Raw genomic sequence first — 14493 nt, 5'->3', positions numbered from 1 at the left:
TCAGGGATTTCCATGCTGCACAAGAACCTGATCGCTGGGGAATGGGTTGCCGGCGACGCTTCGGCGAACATAAACCCGTCCAACACCCATGACGTCGTCGGCGAATTTGCCCGCGCCGGCGCCGATGACGTCAGGGCTGCCATCGCGGCCGCGAAGTCGGCTCTGCCAGCCTGGTCCCAATCGCCGATCCTGGTTCGCCATGCCATTCTGAAGAAGACCGGCGACGAGATATTGGCGCGCAAGGAGGAGCTCGGACGCCTGCTGGCCCGCGAGGAAGGCAAGACCTTGCCCGAGGCGATCGGCGAGGTTACCCGCGCCGGCCAGATCTTCGATTTCTTTGCGGGCGAGGTTCTCAGGCTGTCGGGAGAAACGCTGCCCTCGGTTCGCCCCGGCGTCGGCATCGACATCACCCGCGAACCGGTCGGCGTCGTCGGGGTGATCACGCCCTGGAACTTTCCGATCGCCATCCCCGCCTGGAAGATCGCGCCTGCCCTTGCCTATGGCAATACGGTCGTCCTGAAACCCGCCGATCTCGTGCCGGGCTCGGCCTGGTCCCTCGTCGAGATCCTTCATCGGGCGGGCGCGCCGGCCGGTGTCGTCAATCTCGTCATGGGACGCGGCAGCGTGGTCGGCCAGACGATGCTCGACAGCCCCGATATCAACGCCCTGACCTTTACCGGGTCGGCAGCGACAGGAAAGCGTGTCGCGCTCGCGTCGATCGAGCATAATCGCAAGTTCCAGCTGGAGATGGGCGGCAAGAACCCCTTCGTGGTCCTTGACGATGCCGATCTCGAGGTCGCCGTCGAGGCGGCCGCCAATTCGTCCTTCTTCTCCACCGGCCAGCGTTGCACGGCATCCTCACGGCTGATCGTGACGGAAGGCATTCACGACCGCTTCGTGGCGGCACTTACCAGACGTCTTGAGGGGCTTGTCGTCGACGATGCTCTGAAGAGCGGCACGCATATCGGTCCAGTCGTCGACGAAGGCCAGTTGAGGCAGGACACCGACTATATCGATATCGGCCAACAGGAAGGCGCAAGGCTCGCCTTCGGCGGCAACAGGCTGGAACGGGCGACACCCGGCTTCTATCTCGAACCCGCACTTTTCACCGAAGCGACGAACCAGATGCGGATCGCGCGGGAGGAAATCTTCGGCCCGGTCGCCGCCGTCATCCGGGTGAAGGATTACGACGAGGCGCTCGCCGTCGCCAATGATACCAGCTTCGGCCTCTCCTCCGGGATCGCCACCACCAGCTTGAAACATGCGACGCATTTCAAGCGCAATGCCGAAGCCGGCATGGTCATGGTCAATCTGCCGACGGCCGGTGTCGATTTCCACGTGCCGTTCGGCGGCCGCAAGGGCTCGTCCTTCGGCCCGCGCGAACAGGGCCGATATGCCGCGGAATTCTACACCTCGGTCAAAACCGCCTACACGCTTGCATAGGGAAAACCGATGAAAATTCTCGTGCCCGTCAAACGGGTTGTCGACTACAACGTGAAGATCCGGGTTCGTCCGGATGGCACGGGTGTCGAGCTTGCCAATGTGAAAATGTCGATGAACCCGTTCGACGAGATCTCGGTGGAAGAGGCGCTGCGGCTGAAGGAAGCCGGCAAGGCCGAGGAAGTTGTCGTGGTGTCGATCGGTCCTGCCAAGGCCGAGGAGACGCTGAGGACGGCCCTTGCCATGGGCGCCGACCGGGCGATCCTGGTCGAGACCGACGATGCGGTCGAGCCGCTGGCGGTTGCCAAGATCCTCAAGGCTGTCGCCGATGCCGAACAGCCCGGCCTTGTTATCGTCGGCAAGCAGGCGATCGACGACGATTCGAACCAGACCGGCCAGATGCTGGCGGCACTGCTTGGCATGCCCCAAGCGACCTTCGCCTCGAAGATCGAGATCGGCGATGGCAAGGCGACCGTCACCCGCGAGGTCGATGGCGGCCTGCAGACGATCGAGATCAAGCTGCCGGCGGTGGTCACCTCGGACCTGCGTCTGAACGAACCGCGTTATGCCTCGCTGCCGAATATCATGAAGGCGAAGAAGAAGCCGCTCGACAAGAAGTCTCCTGCCGATTTCGGCGTCTCCACCACACCGCGCCTCAAGGTGTTGAAGACCGAGGAACCGTCCGGCCGCAAGGCCGGGGTCAAGGTCAAGTCGGTCGCCGAGCTGGTCGACAAGCTCAAGAACGAAGCCGGCGTGCTGTAATCAGCTGGGAACAGGAGCAATCAAATCATGACCATTCTTCTTCTGGCTGACCACGACAATGCAAGCCTCTCCGACCAGACCGCCAAGGCGCTGACGGCAGCGTCCAAGATCGGCGGCGACGTGCATGTGCTGGTCGCCGGCAAGGGCGCAAAGGCTGCTGCCGATGCGGCTGCCAAGCTTGCCGGCGTCTCCAAGGTGCTGCTGGCCGAAAGCGATGCGCTGGCCAACAACCTGGCCGAACCGCTGGCCGAGCTGATCGTCTCGCTGGCCGGCAGCTACGACACGATCCTCTCGGCTGCGACGTCGGTCGGCAAGAATGTGCTGCCGCGCGTCGCTGCCCTGCTCGATGTCGCCCAGGTCTCCGAGATCATCGAGGTGATCTCTGCCGATACCTTCAAGCGGCCGATCTATGCCGGCAATGCCATCCAGACGGTGCAGGCAACCGATGCCAAGAAGGTCATCACCGTGCGCACCGCCTCCTTCGCCTCCGCAGCCGAAGGCGGCTCCGCGCCGATCGAGACGGTTGCAGCGGTTTCCGATCCCGCTCTGTCGCGCTTCGTCGCCGATGCGCTGTCGGCCTCCGACCGGCCGGAACTGACGTCTGCGAAGATCATCATCTCCGGCGGCCGGGCGCTCGGCTCTGCCGAGAAGTTCCGGGAGGTCATCCTGCCGCTTGCCGACAAGCTCGGGGCTGCCGTCGGGGCAAGCCGTGCGGCCGTCGATGCCGGTTATGCGCCGAACGACTGGCAGGTCGGCCAGACCGGCAAGGTGGTGGCGCCGCAGCTCTATATCGCCTGCGGTATATCGGGCGCCATCCAGCATCTGGCCGGGATGAAGGATAGTAAGGTGATCGTCGCCATCAACAAGGACGAGGAGGCGCCGATCTTCCAGGTCGCCGACTACGGACTGGTCGCCGATCTCTTCGACGTCCTGCCGGAATTGCAAAAGGCGCTCTGAACAGCGTGGAGGCGCGGCAAGCCAAACACAACGTCGCGCTCACCTCCGCATGATTCGCCTCCGACGACAGGGGAGCGCCGACTGGTCGCAGGCTGCATTCGAACACTGTCGGCGACAACCTATGCCGCAACTGAAAACAGGCGACTTGGAGGCGCTAAACTGCACTTGGGCCTGACATTTTGATCAACGTGGCGATACGGCGGATCGCCAGCTGGTACCCCTCCGTGCCGAGACCGGCGATAACGCCGTCGGCGCGCAGCGACACGTAGGAATGGTGCCGGAAGCTCTCGCGTTTATGGACGTTCGAAATGTGCACCTCGATGACCGGCTGCTCGAACGCGTTGAGCGCATCGAGGATGGCGACCGAGGTGTGGGTGAAAGCCGCGGGATTGATGACGATGCCGGCGCCATCCTCACGCGCCTCATGGATCCAGTCGATAATCTCGTATTCGCGATTGCTCTGGTGAAAGCGGATCTGGTGCCCGAGTTCGTCCGCCACCCGGCGGCAATCCCTCTCCACGTCGGCAAGCGTCTCATGCCCGTAGATATGCGGCTGGCGCTTGCCGAGGAGGTTCAGATTCGGTCCGTTGAGAACGTAGATAGTGCTCATGCTCGAGTCCTTGTCATGTTTGGAGCCGTGTCATCGCCGGGCGCTCGAAGCAGGTTCAGGCCAGCATTTCCGAAACGGCGATGGTGCGGTTCTCCCGGCCGGCCCGGGCGATTGCCAGCACGGTGGCAAGTGTCATCGCGCCATCCCGGGCGGAAATGAGCGGCTCGGCCTTGCTTTCGATGACATCGACGAAATGGTTGAGCTGGTTTTCGTAAGCGCGGCTGCCGTCGAGCGTGATGTGCTGGCGCACCAGGGGATGCTGCCAGTGGCCGGCTTCGGTCTCGTGTCGCCAGACATCCATGCACGGGATCGACAATGCGGCCTTCGTGCCGGCGAGATGGTAGGAATTTTCCGGCTGGTGCGGGAAATAGAGCGCCTGTCCGGCCGCTGTATCCCAATTGAACGGCGACACCGCCGTGTCGCTCATCAGAAGCGTCCCGAGGGCGCCGCCTGCGAAGCGGACGCTGACGCTCGCCGTATCCTCAACCTCGAACGATCGAACGGCGTTGGAGGTAAACGCCATGACCTCGTCGATATCGCCGCAGATGAAGCGCAGGCAATCGATGTCGTGGATGAGGTTGATGAGCAGCGGCCCGCCGCCTGGCTCACGGCGCCATGCCGCGTCGAAATAGGCAGCGGGCTTGTCCGTCATCCACATGGCGTTGACCGCGACCAACCGGCCGAGGATGCCGTCGGCCACGATCTGACGAGCCTTGGCGATATCGGGACTGTGGCGTCGCTGGTGGCCGATCAACACCGGCACATCAGTCTTCTCGGCGGCCGCGACGAGCCGCATCGCAGCATCGAGCGAGTCGGCGATCGGTTTTTCCACAAGGCAGGGAATATTGCGCTCGACGCAGGCGAGCGCCGCTTCCACGTGCAGGGCGTTCGGCAGGGCGATGATGGCGCCGTCCGGTCTCATGCGATCGAGCATTTCGCCAATGTCGGTGAAAAACCGCGCGCCGAACTCGTCGGAAACGGCTTTCGCCGCCTCGGAAACGTCGGCGACGCCGACCAGTTCGACGCGGGGATTGGCGCGCAGCAGCGCGGCATGCTCCCGCCCGATCAGCCCTGCTCCCATCAGCACAATTTTCTGGGACACGAAATTCGCTCCTTGCTTAAGGGCAGACCGCCTCACACCTTGGCGATCGCCCGAAGTTCTTCTGCGGTGGTCGTCGGAAAGCCGAAAAACTCGAGATAGGCGGGGATCTGCTCGAACAGCATGTCGACCCCCACCTGGAATTCACAACCGCGCGCCCGCACCGCGGCCAGGAAGGGCGTTATCTCCTGCTTCAGCACCACCTCCCCCACGAATGCGGAGGGCGAGATGCGCGACACGTCAAGCGGCAGGGGGTCGTTGTCGTTCATCCCGAGCGGCGTCGCATTGACGACGATATCGTAGCCGGCGGGATCGGCCGAACCGGTCGTTACCTTGAGAGTGGGATAGTGGAGACGGAGCCGGTCGGCCAGGCCGTTCATCATCGGCACATGGGCGTCATAGAGCGCGAGTTCGGCAATCTCTGCCTGCGCGAGCGAGGCGGCGATCGCCGAGCCGACGCCGCCCGCGCCGATCATCATCGCCCGGCTGCCGCGGACTTGGCGGCCGCGGCGCAGCACGCCGCGCACGAAGCCTTCGCCGTCGAACATATCGCCGATCAGCGTGCCGTTTGGGCCGAGCCGCACCGCGTTGCAGGCGCCGGCCACCTGGGCGCTCTTCGAGACTTCGCCGAGCAAGGCCATGGTGGAAATCTTGTGCGGCATGGTCACGAGCGCGCCGTGGATGTTGGAAAGCCGGAAGACCAGTTTCAGGAACGCCGGATAGTCTTCCGGCCGGCATCCCATCGGGACCACGACCGCATCGATGTCGTTCTTTTCAAAATAGGGATTGTAGATCAGCGGGGCCTTGAACGAATGCGTGGGATAGCCGAGATGCGCGATGAGCTTCGTAGTGCCGCTGATCATCGGCTTGAACCTTCTGGATTTCGCTTTGGCTGCGGCATGGGAGCACCTTGGGCGGCTTCGAACGCCCGGCCGGCCAACCGGCTGGGCAAAGGCTGTTTTCGTGAGGGCGGCGCGACATGACGCGGCGCCGGCAGGCATTGCGCTGAGATCCGCGACACGTCAGTGCCTGCCGAGGATTTCGCCCAGGAATTTCCGCGTGCGCTCGTGTTTCGGGTTGGAAAAGAACTCGACCGGCGACGCCTCCTCGACGATCGCCCCGCTCGCCATGAAGATGACGCGGTCGGCGACCTGACGGGCAAAACCCATTTCATGGGTGACGCAGATCATCGTCATGCCTTCCCTGGCGAGGTCGATCATCGTGTCCAGCACTTCCTTGACCATTTCCGGATCGAGCGCCGATGTTGGCTCATCGAAGAGCATCACCTTGGGTCGCATGCAAAGCGCCCGGGCGATTGCGACACGCTGCTGCTGGCCGCCGGAAAGCTGGGCGGGATATTTCTCCGCCTGCTCGGAAATCTTGACACGCTCAAGCAGCTGCCGGGCTCTCGCCTCGGCTTCCGCCTTGCCGAGCCTGAGCGCCTTCATCGGCGCCAGCATGCAGTTCTGCAGCACTGTCAGGTGCGGAAAGAGATTGAACTGCTGGAAGACCATGCCCACCTCACGGCGCACCGCATCGATCGTCTTCGACTGATGCCCGAGAAGGATGCCGCCGACGCGGATTTCACCCTTCTCGTATGTCTCCAGGTGATTGATGCAGCGGATCAGCGTCGACTTGCCGCTGCCGGATGGTCCGCACAGGACGATCTTCTCGCCTTTACGCACCGAGATGTCGATGTTGTGAAGCGCCTGGAAGGCGCCATACCACTTCTCGACGCCCGCCATCGTAATCATCATCTCAGCGGCATTCGCCGTAGTCGAGCGGTCGCTCATCGTTAAACTCCGTCTTCAGAAATTGTGGGAGGCTTGCGCGTCATGAGCGTTGCCTACCGCGCCGATGCCGCAAACCTGCGCTCGAGACGCGCGCCGTAGATCGTCAGGGGGCAGCACATCAGGAAGTACAGGGCGCCGACCACGGCAAAGACCGTCAGCGGCTGGAAGATCTGGTTGGAAACGATGTTGCCGGCACGGGTCAGCTCCGTGAAACCGACGATCGACGCAAGCGATGTGCCCTTGATGAGCTGGACGAGGAAGCCGATCGTTGCCGGAAGCGAGATGCGCAGCGCCTGCGGCAGGATGACATTCTTCATCCGCCAGACATAGCTGAGGGCAAGCGCCTTGGCCGCCTCCGTCTGGCCGCGCGGAACCGCCTCGATCGAGCCGCGCCAGATCTCGCCGAGATAGGCGCTTGCATGCAGCGTCAACCCGACGGAAACAGCGGCCCAGGCGTCGAGCCTGATGCCGATGAGAGCCAGGCCATAGTAAACGACGAAGAGCTGCATCAGCAGGGGCGTGCCCTGGAAGACGGCGATGTAGCCGGCGGTGATCCGCTCGATCGACCGGATGCCCGACGTCCTTGCCAGCGCTATGCCGAGCCCGGCGATGCCGCCACAGACGAACCCGACGGCGGACAGGGCGACCGTCCATTTCAGGCCGAGGAGCAGGAAGAAAAATTCATCGCGACCCATGAAGCGCCCTCACTTGACCGGATAGCTGAAGTAGCGGGCCGAGAAGAACGCGAAGAGACGCATCATCAGCCAGGAAATGACGAGGTAGAACGCCGTCACGGTGAAATAGACCTCGAAGCTGCGGAAACTGTCGGACTCGATCCGCTGGGAGACGGAGGTCAGCTCATAGGCCGAGATCGCCGACGCGATGCTGGTGGACAGCGTCAGCAGCACGAACTGGCTGGTCAGCGACGGGAAGATTGCCCGAAGCGCCGGCTTCAGGACGATCAGACGGAAGACCTGGGCCTTGTGCAGGCCGAGCGCCAGCCCTGCCTCCACCTGCCCCTTGGAGATCGATTGCACGCCGCCGCGAATGATCTCGATCGCGTAGGCACCGCCATTGATGCCGAGCGCGATGATTGCCGTCGGCGTCGGATCCAGCCGCACGCCTGCCAGCGGCAGGGCGAAATAGATGAAGAAGATCTGCACCAGGAACGGCGTGTTGCGGATGATCTCGATGAAAGCGATCACCAGCCAGCGGACCGGCTTGAAACGGGACTGGCGGAGCACCACGCCGCCGATGCCGATGATAATGGCCAGGATCATGCCTGAGATGGCAAGCAGGAAGGTGCCGAGACAGGCGGCCAGGAGATCGGGCAGGCCATCGATAACGGGGGTGAAATCCAATGTGTAGTTCATGGTTCTTCCCTGGAGATCAGGATGCCTTCGCCATTCCGGCCATCGCCTCGATGGCCAACTCGTAGCCTCGGGCGCCGAAGCCGATCATGATGCCGGTCGCGGTGCGGGAGATCAGCGAATTGTGATAGATGCTTTCGCGGGCATGCACGTTCGAGATATGGAGCTCGATCTTCGGCCCATCGAATGTCTTCAGCGCATCCAGCAGGGCGACCGACGTGAAGGTGTATCCGGCGGGGTTGATGATGATGCCACAGGCTTCCTTGCGCGCCTGATGCACGGACTCGACCAGTTCGCCCTCGAAATTGGTCTGTCGAAAATCCACGACAAAACCGAGCGCACCGGCCTTGGCATGGCACCGGTCCCGGATGTCGGCAAGTGTGGTCGTGCCGTAGACCGAAGGTTCGCGCTCGCCGAGAAGGTTGAGATTCGGCCCGTTCAGGACAAAGATCGTGTTGCTCATTTTCAAGCTCCAGGTGCACCGGTACCGTGCATTGCACAGCACCGGCGCAGGCATCGCGTCGTGCGGATGCCGCCTTGCAAGTGGTCAGTACGGCCGAGAACCGCGGATCAGTTCACGGTGAACGGAATGCCTTCCAGGCTCGCCGGGAATTCGGGAACCGGGACCTTCATCCACTTGTCGTAGACCTTCTTGAGTTCGCCATTGGCCTTGATCTTGTCGATGAAGGTGTTCAGCTCGGCGTTGAGCTCTTTCTCGCCGAGACGGGTGCAGGCGCCGTTGTAGAGCTTCTGGAATTCGAGCTTGTTCTCGAACTTGCCGGGAACGGCTTTCTCCACGCGGTCCATATAGAAAATATTGCCCCCCAGAGCCTCGACCTGGCCGGATGCGAGAGCCTGGATGCTCGGCGCATCACCGTCGTAACGGCGGATGGTTGCCGTCGCCGGCGCGTTCTTGGTGACCTGGGTGTCCTGGGCTGCGCCCTTGGCGACGCCGATCGTCAGATTAGCCATATCTTCATTGGTCTTGATCGACTTGTCCTTCGGACCGATCAACACAATCGCATTGGCAGCGTAAGGCTTGCTGAACTGCACGGCCTTGGCGCGATCGGGCAACATGGCCATGGTCGCGAAGAGCACGTCGACGCGGCCGGTGGTCAGCGCCGGAATGCGGTTATTGACTTCGAGCGGGACGAATTCAACTTCAACGCCGAGCTCCTTGGCGAACAGCGTCGCGATGTCGGCGTCGAGGCCATCCTGCTTGCCGGCGCTGGTGACGAAGCCCCACGGCGGGTTGTCGCCCTGGATACCGACGACCAGCTTGCCCTTTGCCTTGATCTCGGCGGGCGTGACGGCGGCAGCGGGCTGCGCCATGGAAAACGCGGCCACAAGCGCTGCCGCTCCAAACAACGCGTGACGGCGCTTCACTTTCAATTCGAACATTTCGTGCTCCTCCTCTCATGATCCCATGGGGACCCTGTCAGCACTCCGTTTGCTGACGACCATGCAAAACTGCCATGGGAGTATCTTTAAATCAACAGAGTTTTTCGATAATATATGATAAAATCGATTTCGACATGGAAATCCAGGCTTAAATTATGAAATCAATCTGCACCAGCAGGTGTGGAAACGGCTTTCCAAAAAGGAGGAAGACTGGGATGAAGACTTCGATAGCGACGGTTTCAATCAGCGGCGAGCTGCCCGAAAAATTGGAGGCAATCGCCAAGGCCGGTTTCGGCGGTGTCGAAATCTTCGAGAACGACTTCCTGGCCTTCGATGGCAGTCCTGCCGATGTGGGAAAGATGGTGCGCGATCACGGGCTGGAAATCACCCTGTTCCAACCTTTCCGCGATTTCGAGGGCATGCCGGCCTCCCACCGGCAGAGAACCTTCGACAGGGCGGAGCGCAAGTTCGATGTGATGCAGGAACTCGGCACCGATCTTGTGCTGGTCTGCTCCAACGTCTCGCCGGTCTCCCTCGGCGGCGTCGATCGCGCTGCGGCGGATTTTTACGACCTCGGAGAGCGGGCGGCGAAGCGCGGCCTGAGGATCGGTTACGAAGCGCTCGCCTGGGGCCGCCATGTCAACGACCACCGGGACGCGTGGGAGATCGTCCGGCGGGCCGACCATCCGAATGTCGGCCTGATCCTCGACAGCTTTCACACGCTGTCACGGAAGATCGACATCAATTCGATCCGCTCCATCCCGAAGGACAAGATCTTCATCGTGCAACTCGCCGATGCGCCGCTGATCGACATGGACCTGCTCTACTGGAGCCGGCATTTCCGCAATATGCCGGGCGAAGGCGACCTGCCGGTCACGGCCTTTACCGCCGCCGTCGCCGCGACCGGTTATGACGGCTATTTCTCGCTGGAAATCTTCAACGACCAGTTCCGCGGCGGGCAGGCGCGCTCGATCGCGGCAGACGGCCATCGCTCGCTGATTTATCTCGGCGACCAGGTACGCCGGGCTCCCGGCACGGAAACTCTCAGTGTTGCCTCCATGCCGGACCGGGCGACGGTCAGGGGCGTCGGTTTCGTGGAATTCTCCACCGACGAGGAAGATGCTGCCGACCTCATCGGGATCCTGCGCACGCTCGGCTTCCGCAAGACGGCGGCGCATCGTTCGAAGAAAGTCAGCATTTTCCAGCAGGGCGACATCCGCCTCATCGTCAATACCGAGGAAAAGGGTTTCACCAACGCGTCGTTTGCCGTCCACGGCACCTCGGCCTATGCGATGGCGCTGATCGTGGACGATGCGAAACAGGCTTTCGCGCGGGCCGTGGCGCTTGACGCCGAGCCATTCAGCCAGCCGGTCGCCGCCGGTGAAGTCGAAATCCCGGCGATACGCGGTGTCGGCGGTGGATTGATCTATCTGCTTGATGACCAAAGCGATCTCGGCCGCTTCTCCGAAATCGACTTCATGCCCGTCGAAGACGAGGCTGAAATTGTGCCTGCGCATCTGCTCAGGATCGACCACGTCGCCCAGACCGTGGCCTATGACGAAATGCTGACCTGGCTGCTTTTCTATAGTTCGATCTTCGAAACCCATAAAACGCCGATGGTCGATATTATCGATCCGGCCGGCGTGGTCCGCAGCCAGGTGGTCGAGAACGCATCGGGTTCGCTGCGCATCACCCTGAACGGCGCGGAAAACCGCCGGACACTCGCCGGGCATTTCATCGCGGAAACATTCGGATCGGGCATCCAGCATCTCGCTTTCGATACCGATGATATCTTCGCCACCGCCGAAGCACTTCGCAAAAACGGCTTCCGGCCGCTGCACATCTCGCCGAACTATTATCGCGATGTCGAAGCCCGCTTCGGCCTGGACCCCGACCTGACCGAGGGGCTGAAGGCGGAAAACATTCTCTACGACCGCGATGAGCACGGCGAATATTTCCAGCTCTACAGCGGCACCTATGGCGAAGGCTTCTTCTTCGAGATCGTCGAGCGGCGGAACTATCGCGGCTACGGCGCACCGAACGCCATCTTCCGTATTGCCGCCCTGAAGAAGCTGATGCGGCCGGAAGGATTGCCGAAAATGTAAATAACTCGCGTTACCGCGATCCTATGAGAAAAATTAGTTTCCGCAGGCACTCACGCGCGATTGAATGTGACGAGGATAGCCAATTATATAGGAGGATCGAAAAAATGTCAGAGAAGAATCGAAGTTGCTGAATACAACCAATGAAACCGTGGCGGAAAGCAGCTACCGGCGCATTCGTGCGGATATCATATTCGGCCGCCTGGCGCCGGCGCAGAAGCTGAAACTGGAAAGCCTCAAAGAAACATACGAAACCAGCGTCAGCACCCTGCGGGAAATTCTGAACCGGCTCTCGTCCGAAGGCCTGGTGGTTGCCGAAGGGCAGCGCGGCTTCGAGGTTTCGCCCGTGTCGGCCACCGATCTCAGGGAGATTGCGGCGCTCCGTCTGCTGCTGGAAACCCACGCGCTCGAACAGTCCTTCGAATTCGGCGACGTGGAATGGGAAGCCCGCTTGGTTTCCGCTCACTACAAGCTGTCGCGCATGGAGCGGGTGATGGCCACCGGCGATACCGGCCAGGCGGAAGACTGGAAGCGATATGATTGGGAATTCCATCAGGCGCTGATCTCCGCCTGCGGGTCGAAGCTTCTGATGGAAATGCATTCCGTCGTGTTCGACAAATATCTGCGCTATCAGATGGTCGCATTGTCCTATCGCGGCGAAATCGCGGCTAAGGAACACCAGCAGCTTCTGGATGCTGCCTTGAGGCGGGACCAGCAGATGGCGAAGCAGGTCCTGACCGTCCACATCGAGGACGGCGTGGCGCATGCACTCGCCCGCAACGCATTGCGGTAGTGACGGCTCGAACCATGAATCGCGGAGAACGGAAGTGAAATCAGGAGAAGCCGTGCTCGCGCGATCGGGCGAAACAGGCGAAACCATCAGTGACGTGGTCTTTCGCCAGGTGAGGCAGGATATCATCGTCGGCATATTGCCGCCCGGCACCAAGATAAAGCTCGAGCAGGCCAAGGAGCGTTATTCGATCAGCGTGTCGTCGCTGCGCGAGATCCTGAGCCGCCTCACGACAGAAAATCTGGTAATCGCCGAAGGGCAACGGGGCTTCGAGGTCAGTCCCGCCTCACGCCAGGAATTGATGGAACTCGCCGATCTGCGCATCGTGCTGGAGACCCATGCGATGGACCTTGCATTTGCGGCCGGCGATCTGGAATGGGAAGGCCGGATCGTCGCCGCGCATCACAAGCTCGCGGCTGCGGAGCGCCGGCTGCTCTCTGGTGATGCCTCGCGCACGATCGATTGGGTGCGCTACGACTGGGAATTTCACCAGGCGATCGTTTCTGCCTGCAATTCGGCGACGTTGATGGCGAGCCTTTCCTCGGTCTTCGACCGCTTCCTTCGCTATCACCTGCTGGCCGAGAGCTTCCGCGGCAAGGCGGTGGTCGACGATCACAAGCTGCTGTTCGAGCTCGCGCTGGGCAGGGATGGCGAAGGTGCAAAGGCTGTTCTCAGGCAGCACGTTCAAAGCGGCGTGGAGCATGTCCTGAAGAGCAGCAAGATTTTCTAAAGCCGCTTACAACCCGGTACCGGCCTTGGAGATGACGAAGAGCGATGTGTGCCACATCGATGCAAACCGATCATTTCGACAACTTTGGGGCGCACGGAAACACGGTCTGAAGCTTCATTGTTCTTGCCTGCGGGAGATGCTCCACTAAATCCGCTCAGATGGACGTTCAGGAGAACGCAGTTTCGGTGAACCCGGCGAGCGCATCCACGCGGACGCCGCTTCAGGTGCGAAGTCCAGCTGTCATGGCGGAGGTCGAGCGCCTCCTGGCGGGCCGCACACGCGACATCCGCCTGGAAGGCGAGCTTCACGGACTTTTTCGGAAACGTTCGTGGTCGCAGGCGGCCAAGATCATTCGCGCCTGGATGATCTGGGTCGCTTTGCTGGACGGCGTGACCTTGGGCCTCAACGCCATCCTGCTTCCACTGCCGATCGTGCTGTCGATGCTCTTGCCCGCCTGCATCCTTCCGCCTGCAGCCCTGGCCACCGCCTTCGTCTGGCGAAAACCGCGCGCATCCTGGCTGCAGGGGCTCTCTCTGATCGCCGGCATGTTCTTCATCCTGCTCTCGGTCGCCCTGGTGGGCGTCAGCGCCGGTGGCGCGTTTTATGAGCGGCATTTGAACATCATGCTGGTCGTGGCGATTACCGCGATGATCATCTTCGCCGTCCCGATGGCCTGGACGGTGATGATCGCAGCATCGGCGCTCGGTCTCTATCTGTTTTTCCAGCTTCATAATCCGGGGCTTGACTTGGGAAGCGCCGTGGCTGCGACGCTGTTTTTTGCAAGTGGTGTCGTTGCAACCGTCGTGGCGCGACGCACGATGACGATCCTGGCCCAGAAGGCCTTCCTTCTCGAACTTCGGGACCGAAGCCGCGTGGCGGAACTGGCCGACGCAAATGCGCGCCTCGAGTTGCTTGCGAGAACCGATCCCCTGACCGGCATCGCCAACCGGCGCTGGATGATGGAGATGCTCAATCGCCTCTGGGGCATCGACGAGCCCTGTCCCGAAGGCGCTTCCTTGCTGATGTGCGACATCGATCAGTTCAAGAACCTGAATGACAGCCTTGGGCACGCCGAGGGTGATCGCTGTCTGGTGAAGGTCGCCGGCATTATTCAGAGCAGCGTGAGGCACGGTCGCGATCACGTGGCCCGTTATGGCGGCGAAGAATTTCTTGTCCTGCTTCCTGGACTGGATGGTGAGGAGGCGGTTGCCGTCGCCGACAATATTCGCAAGCGGGTTGAAGCCGCCTCCCTTCCGAACCCCGCATCCCGCGTCGCTCCCTACGTCACCCTCAGCATCGGAGTGGCCACTCACGCGCCGAACAGTCAGGCAATTTCGGTAGAGGAACTCCAGCGCCAGGCCGATGCGGCGCTTTATCTCGCCAAACAGGCGGGCCGCAATCGGGTGGCGCGGCATAAAGCGGATTTGCCAGGCGCGTAA

Annotated in this window: 15 protein-coding genes; 7 read left to right on the top strand and 8 right to left on the bottom strand. The window is 61.7% G+C overall.

Translation table 11 applies throughout. The features are described 5' to 3' along the window. The first annotated feature begins 12 nt into the window (after positions 1 to 12). The 3 genes from FHT79_RS17910 to FHT79_RS17900 are packed head-to-tail and all read left to right on the top strand — an operon-like array spanning position 13 to position 3159. Positions 13 to 1443 (top strand): aldehyde dehydrogenase family protein, encoded by a 1431-nt coding sequence (locus tag FHT79_RS17910; RefSeq protein ID WP_183903836.1) that lies wholly within the window; start codon positions 13 to 15, stop codon positions 1441 to 1443. Positions 1444 to 1452: 9 nt separating this feature from the next. Then, positions 1453 to 2202: an electron transfer flavoprotein subunit beta/FixA family protein gene (locus tag FHT79_RS17905; RefSeq protein WP_183903835.1), complete on the top strand. Its 750-nt coding sequence runs from the start codon at positions 1453 to 1455 to the stop codon at positions 2200 to 2202. A gap of 27 nt (positions 2203 to 2229) precedes the next feature. After that, positions 2230 to 3159 carry an electron transfer flavoprotein subunit alpha/FixB family protein gene (locus tag FHT79_RS17900; RefSeq protein ID WP_028756414.1) on the top strand — a complete coding sequence of 310 codons (930 nt, stop codon included), beginning with the start codon at positions 2230 to 2232 and terminating at the stop codon, positions 3157 to 3159. 154 nt (positions 3160 to 3313) lie between these two features. Here FHT79_RS17900 and aroQ read toward each other — a convergent pair whose 3' ends face one another. The 8 genes from aroQ to FHT79_RS17860 form a co-directional block, all read right to left on the bottom strand. Beyond that, positions 3314 to 3769, bottom strand: a complete 456-nt coding sequence (gene aroQ / locus FHT79_RS17895; RefSeq protein WP_183903834.1) for a type II 3-dehydroquinate dehydratase — start codon at positions 3767 to 3769, stop codon at positions 3314 to 3316. A gap of 55 nt (positions 3770 to 3824) precedes the next feature. Continuing rightward, entirely contained in the window at positions 3825 to 4871 is a 1047-nt protein-coding gene (locus FHT79_RS17890; protein WP_210304789.1) for a Gfo/Idh/MocA family oxidoreductase, read from the bottom strand. Between the two features lie 32 nt (positions 4872 to 4903). After that, entirely contained in the window at positions 4904 to 5731 is an 828-nt protein-coding gene (locus tag FHT79_RS17885; RefSeq protein WP_097545034.1) for a shikimate dehydrogenase, read from the bottom strand. Between the two features lie 159 nt (positions 5732 to 5890). Continuing rightward, complete coding sequence (locus FHT79_RS17880; protein WP_049810853.1) at positions 5891 to 6622, bottom strand: amino acid ABC transporter ATP-binding protein; 732 nt, start codon at positions 6620 to 6622, stop codon at positions 5891 to 5893. Between the two features lie 92 nt (positions 6623 to 6714). After that, a complete protein-coding gene (locus FHT79_RS17875; protein ID WP_028755650.1) occupies positions 6715 to 7356 on the bottom strand; it encodes an amino acid ABC transporter permease in 642 nt (213 codons plus the stop codon). 9 nt (positions 7357 to 7365) lie between these two features. Further along, positions 7366 to 8034 (bottom strand): amino acid ABC transporter permease, encoded by a 669-nt coding sequence (locus FHT79_RS17870; RefSeq protein WP_028757714.1) that lies wholly within the window; start codon positions 8032 to 8034, stop codon positions 7366 to 7368. A 16-nt stretch (positions 8035 to 8050) separates the two neighbouring features. Further along, positions 8051 to 8494 carry a type II 3-dehydroquinate dehydratase gene (locus FHT79_RS17865; protein WP_028755648.1) on the bottom strand — a complete coding sequence of 148 codons (444 nt, stop codon included), beginning with the start codon at positions 8492 to 8494 and terminating at the stop codon, positions 8051 to 8053. A 107-nt stretch (positions 8495 to 8601) separates the two neighbouring features. Further along, on the bottom strand, positions 8602 to 9432 hold the full coding sequence (locus tag FHT79_RS17860; RefSeq protein ID WP_028755647.1) for a transporter substrate-binding domain-containing protein: 831 nt from the start codon (positions 9430 to 9432) through the stop codon (positions 8602 to 8604). Between the two features lie 215 nt (positions 9433 to 9647). Here FHT79_RS17860 and FHT79_RS17855 point away from each other — a divergent pair, with 215 nt between their 5' ends. From FHT79_RS17855 to FHT79_RS17840, 4 genes are all read left to right on the top strand, one after another. Further along, complete coding sequence (locus tag FHT79_RS17855) at positions 9648 to 11537, top strand: sugar phosphate isomerase/epimerase and 4-hydroxyphenylpyruvate domain-containing protein (RefSeq protein ID WP_183903833.1); 1890 nt, start codon at positions 9648 to 9650, stop codon at positions 11535 to 11537. Positions 11538 to 11661: 124 nt separating this feature from the next. Further along, the gene (locus FHT79_RS17850) at positions 11662 to 12327 is read left to right on the top strand and encodes a GntR family transcriptional regulator (RefSeq protein WP_183903832.1); all 666 of its coding nucleotides are present in this window, start codon (positions 11662 to 11664) and stop codon (positions 12325 to 12327) included. A 52-nt stretch (positions 12328 to 12379) separates the two neighbouring features. Then, on the top strand, positions 12380 to 13054 hold the full coding sequence (locus FHT79_RS17845) for a GntR family transcriptional regulator (protein WP_348649677.1): 675 nt from the start codon (positions 12380 to 12382) through the stop codon (positions 13052 to 13054). Between the two features lie 158 nt (positions 13055 to 13212). Beyond that, positions 13213 to 14493 (top strand): diguanylate cyclase, encoded by a 1281-nt coding sequence (locus FHT79_RS17840; RefSeq protein WP_047619657.1) that lies wholly within the window; start codon positions 13213 to 13215, stop codon positions 14491 to 14493.

The organism is Rhizobium sp. BK212 (assembly GCF_014197475.1).
GTDB lineage: Bacteria > Pseudomonadota > Alphaproteobacteria > Rhizobiales > Rhizobiaceae > Rhizobium > Rhizobium anhuiense.
Note: the sequence above shows the minus strand (reverse complement) of the source record. Positions and strands in the feature narration are given on the sequence as shown.